Annotated in this window: 6 protein-coding genes; 4 read left to right on the top strand and 2 right to left on the bottom strand. The window is 49.0% G+C overall.

Annotation, left to right across the window (positions count from 1 at the left end; all coding sequences use genetic code 11):
* Positions 1–418: 418 nt before the first annotated feature.
* Positions 419–658 (top strand): hypothetical protein, encoded by a 240-nt coding sequence (locus M987_RS24980; RefSeq protein ID WP_245551556.1) that lies wholly within the window; start codon positions 419–421, stop codon positions 656–658.
* Entirely contained in the window at positions 544–1,869 is a 1,326-nt protein-coding gene (locus tag M987_RS01900; protein ID WP_245551555.1) for a methyl-accepting chemotaxis protein, read from the top strand. The genes M987_RS24980 and M987_RS01900 overlap by 115 nt, the downstream gene beginning before the upstream one ends.
* Here the strand turns inward: M987_RS01900 and M987_RS01895 are convergent.
* Together M987_RS01895 and M987_RS01890 are read right to left on the bottom strand one after the other, a co-directional pair.
* Complete coding sequence (locus tag M987_RS01895) at positions 1,866–2,321, bottom strand: hypothetical protein (RefSeq protein WP_014071753.1); 456 nt, start codon at positions 2,319–2,321, stop codon at positions 1,866–1,868. The genes M987_RS01900 and M987_RS01895 overlap by 4 nt on opposite strands.
* Positions 2,314–2,718 (bottom strand): hypothetical protein, encoded by a 405-nt coding sequence (locus tag M987_RS01890; protein WP_014071752.1) that lies wholly within the window; start codon positions 2,716–2,718, stop codon positions 2,314–2,316. The genes M987_RS01895 and M987_RS01890 overlap by 8 nt, the downstream gene beginning before the upstream one ends.
* 103 nt (positions 2,719–2,821) lie before the next feature.
* Between M987_RS01890 and M987_RS01885 the strand changes: the two genes are divergently transcribed.
* Both M987_RS01885 and M987_RS01880 read left to right on the top strand, forming a co-directional pair.
* On the top strand, positions 2,822–3,325 hold the full coding sequence (locus tag M987_RS01885; RefSeq protein WP_014071751.1) for an ESA_00282 family adhesion-associated protein: 504 nt from the start codon (positions 2,822–2,824) through the stop codon (positions 3,323–3,325).
* 78 nt (positions 3,326–3,403) lie between these two features.
* On the top strand, positions 3,404–3,892 hold the full coding sequence (locus M987_RS01880) for a TIGR00645 family protein (RefSeq protein WP_014071750.1): 489 nt from the start codon (positions 3,404–3,406) through the stop codon (positions 3,890–3,892).
* The last annotated feature ends 5 nt before the right edge of the window (positions 3,893–3,897 follow it).

Below are 3,897 nucleotides of genomic sequence, written 5' to 3'. Positions count from 1 at the left end.
TGAGGGAACCGCGAAGCGGCGATTTTCTTAGCCGGGAGACGGGATTGTTAAGGGGGCGCGATAGCCCCCTTAACACGTTCACCGCAGCGGATTATGCAGGTAGCAGGAAAGTCTGAGTGAACGGAACGATGCCACTAAAATAACAAAGTGGCTTAATATCGCTTAACTGACTGGCATTAAGCAGGCGAAAGCCAGCTCTTTTTCTGCTGTATATCCCCACTCTTCATATTTATTTATCAATAAAGCCATAGTTAATAATCTATTGATAGTTAAGAAAATATCAGTATTCGGCTGCCTTATTAGAATATATCTTTTTGCTGAAATGGCATCGTGGAATATACCCACTACGCTTAAAACAGATAATAAAAAATACCTTCTTTTGAAGGGCTTATTTCACCTGCACAGCAAGAGACTCTCTATGGCGATGACGACATGGCTGCACCCGCACGCACCTCAACGCGACCTCATCTCTTTATCTGCAATACGACAACGTGCTGACCGCTTAATGCTGGTGCTTATCTGGGCCATGTGGGGCGTTTCACTGTGCGTGGGATATATGAACGACAATATGGCGCAGGGGGCGATTATCAGCACTCTGCTGACCTGTGCCTCGACCCTGCTGGCGATGCTGTTCCCTGCTCGCTACTGTTGCGCCTGAGCTTTGCCTTCGTTCTGATGGCGTTTTCCGCGCTGCTTATTCATCTGGGAGAAGGGGAGACAGAATATCACTTCTCTGTTTTTGTCCTGCTTTCGGCGCTGCTGGCCTGGCGTGACTGGCGTCCGCTGGTGATGGGCGCTGCGGTTATCGCGCTGCACCATCTGGTGTTTAATTATCTTCAGGAAAATGGGTTGTACGGCGTGGTGGTCTTTATGCACACCGGTTTTCATATGGTGGTCTTCCACGGTCTGTTTGTGGTGGTACAGACGGCCATTCTTGTCCTGCTGGCGGTACGTATGGAGCAGGATGCCCGCTCGGCCAGCGAGGTGGCGAGGCTCGCGGGTGTTATCAACCGCGAACCCGGCTATCTGACACTGGCGGTGGATAGCGAACCTGCCGACTCCTCTTTCGCCCGCACCTTCAGCCTGACGCTCGGCACAATGCGTTCCACGCTTGAGCAGGTGAGCGCCAATATCGGGCAACTGCTGGAGGCCTCCCGGACATTGCGGCAGCGTAACAGCGCGCTCTCAGAGCGAACCGACCATCAGGCGTCATCGCTTGCGACGGCGGCCAGCGCAATGGAGCATCTCAGCACCGTGGCGACCCAGACCAGCCAGAAGGCCATTCAGGTGCGGGAGATGGCGCTGAGTGCCAGTGAGGTGGCAGAACAGGGGGGGGAGAACGTTCTCCGGGCCGTTGCGGCTATGGATCAGATCCGCGAAGAGTCTCAGCGAATTTACGCCATTCTTGAGCTGATTGACGGTATTGCATTCCAGACGAATATTCTGTCGCTCAATGCTTCTGTCGAGGCGGCAAGAGCAGGGGAGCACGGGAAAGGGTTCGCCGTGGTGGCCTCTGAGGTACGCATGTTGGCCCAGCGCAGTGAAGAGGCGGCAAAAGAGATCCGTCAGTTGCTGACCACTTCCCAGACAACCACACAGCAGGGTGTAGAGCACGTTGAACACGCCGGACAGACGATGAAATCCATTATTGAGAGCATCGAGGGATTGCGTTCGCTGCTGGAGGAACTTTCGCAGATGAGTGAAGATCAACGAGCCAGCATCGCGCAAATGAACGGCAGTATTGCCAGTATTGATGCCAGCGTGCAGGAGAATGTGCGTCATGTTGCGCAGACGATACAGGTTGCTGAGCAGCAACAGCAGCAGACCGGACAGTTAAAAGAGGCGATAGCGGTATTTAGATTTGATTAGCTTTGTGGTTCAGCGGGCGCGTTGGTACTGGATGCCAGCGTGTCTTCATTCAGCGCGACATAGGTGACATTCGACGTGCGGTATTCACCGTCGGAGAGTTTACGGGTCAAGCGCAGGGTGGCTGTTTCTCTGGCTAGCAGGTACTGGTAGTTGGCTTCCAGACGCCCGAGGATCTTCTCTTTGAGCTCTGGCCGCTGCTCAATCAGCGCATTAATCACTGCGCCGTAAATCTCTTCTTTAACCTGGAGCGCATAAATCTCACGGCGGTTCTGCCATTTCAGGCGCACCAGCGTGGCGGGTATGGAAACCAGGTCTTGCGTAATACGCGTCATTTCCTCATTTTTTGTGTTTCTCAACGCTTCGAGATTTTGCTCTAAGATAAACTCGTCACTTTTTTTGTTATCTAAAGTCAAATAAGCATTATTCTCTTCAATACCTTTCACGTTAATCATCCCCCAGGGTATAAAAAATAGGGTTGGTTTTTTCGCGGGTAATTAAATTAAGCCAAATTTCGTTGCCGGCTTCATTTATTTCTTTTGTTTTTTCGACCATTATTTGACTTAGTGACTGGGCATCTATTTCGCCCTCGGCCTGCAAGTCATCCAGAAGGTGAACAAAGGCTTCGATTTTAACAACGCGAAATAACCGGTCTTTTATATGACGATCGTGCTCTTCCAGCAACATATTACGAGACTTCCCGGTTCGGGAAACACCAATTAATATGTCTGCTTCAAAATCGGAGAGTTTTCTTTTCCCCTGAGTGAAATTAGCCTCTTTTTCTGCTTTCACCGGTTGCTGTTCCACAGGCGCAATGTGGTACTTAGCCGGGACAAGATTGTCGGGCAGCATTTTTAATTTCCTTTAATTTCAAAAAGGTGGGGTTGGTAAAGGCGTGAGATTCGTTGACAATAACATGAGGCAATTTTAAAATCAAAAAAAATGGAGCCTACCCATGAACAGCATTTTTTTTACGGTCATCACATTACTATTACTGACCGCTGGTGTTCTTTTATTGATGCAAGAGTTCAATAAAACGAAAGTGTCAAAAGACGCCAGTGAACCGCCTAAACCTGAACTGATGAGCAAAGAGGAAGGGGAAGATCATTTTTCCGTTTTGATGAACTCTGTGACGCCGGTTTGGTACTGGCGAGTTAACCACGAATATATCGACTTTCTTCATGCCACAATAAAACGCATGAAGATGTCGCAAATTAATGACACGCCTGGGCTGTTTGAAGCTCAGCGCCGTTGCAGCGACCTGAATTCCGCTGTGTATAAATATTACGACAATATCAAGAAGCGTTGTCTTAATGGTGAGAAAGTGTCGTATTCCGATCTGGATGTTTTAAATTTGCGTCAATGCTTTCGTGAGTTCAGCCTGGAAGCTTACCCGGAGCTGGTTGTGCTGGTATGGCCTGAATATGCACGCCCTGAAGTAAACCCGGATGATGTGTAGGTGTTTTGTTGGTTAGTTGTTGCAAAGAGTAAGCGCCGTTAAGATATACTGCGCTTATTTTTTTGCACAAAGGACTTTATGGAACGCTTTTTTGAAAATGCAATGTATGCCTCTCGTTGGTTACTGGCACCCGTCTATTTCGGCCTTTCTCTGGCACTGGTCGCACTGAGCATTAAGTTTTTTCAGGAAATTTTTCACGTCTTACCCAACATTTTTTCCGTTGCTGAATCCGATCTGATCCTGGTGCTGCTGTCACTGGTGGATATGACGCTGGTGGGCGGTTTGCTGGTAATGGTGATGTTTTCTGGCTATGAGAACTTTGTGTCTCAGCTGGATATCGACGAGCATAAAGAAAAACTGAGCTGGCTGGGCAAAATGGATGCCTCGTCGCTGAAGAACAAAGTGGCCGCCTCGATTGTGGCTATCTCTTCCATCCACCTGCTGCGCGTGTTTATGGACGCGAAGAATATCCCGGATAACAAGCTGATGTGGTATGTGATTATCCACCTGACGTTTGTGTTATCGGCGTTTTTGATGGGGTATCTGGATAAGCTGAGTAAGAAGTAAATCCA

The organism is Enterobacter soli ATCC BAA-2102 (assembly GCF_001654845.1).
GTDB classification, from domain to species: Bacteria; Pseudomonadota; Gammaproteobacteria; order Enterobacterales; family Enterobacteriaceae; genus Enterobacter; species Enterobacter soli.
Note: the sequence above shows the minus strand (reverse complement) of the source record. Positions and strands in the feature narration are given on the sequence as shown.

What these genes read in the sequence shown, in the direction of transcription:
- M987_RS24980 (WP_245551556.1), top strand. Translation starts at nt 419, where the DNA reads ATGGCGATGACGACATGGCTGCACCCGCACGCACCTCAACGCGACCTC.
- M987_RS01895 (WP_014071753.1), bottom strand. Translation starts at nt 2,321, where the DNA reads ATGATTAACGTGAAAGGTATTGAAGAGAATAATGCTTATTTGACTTTA.
- M987_RS01890 (WP_014071752.1), bottom strand. Translation starts at nt 2,718, where the DNA reads ATGCTGCCCGACAATCTTGTCCCGGCTAAGTACCACATTGCGCCTGTG.
- M987_RS01885 (WP_014071751.1), top strand. Translation starts at nt 2,822, where the DNA reads ATGAACAGCATTTTTTTTACGGTCATCACATTACTATTACTGACCGCT.
- M987_RS01880 (WP_014071750.1), top strand. Translation starts at nt 3,404, where the DNA reads ATGGAACGCTTTTTTGAAAATGCAATGTATGCCTCTCGTTGGTTACTG.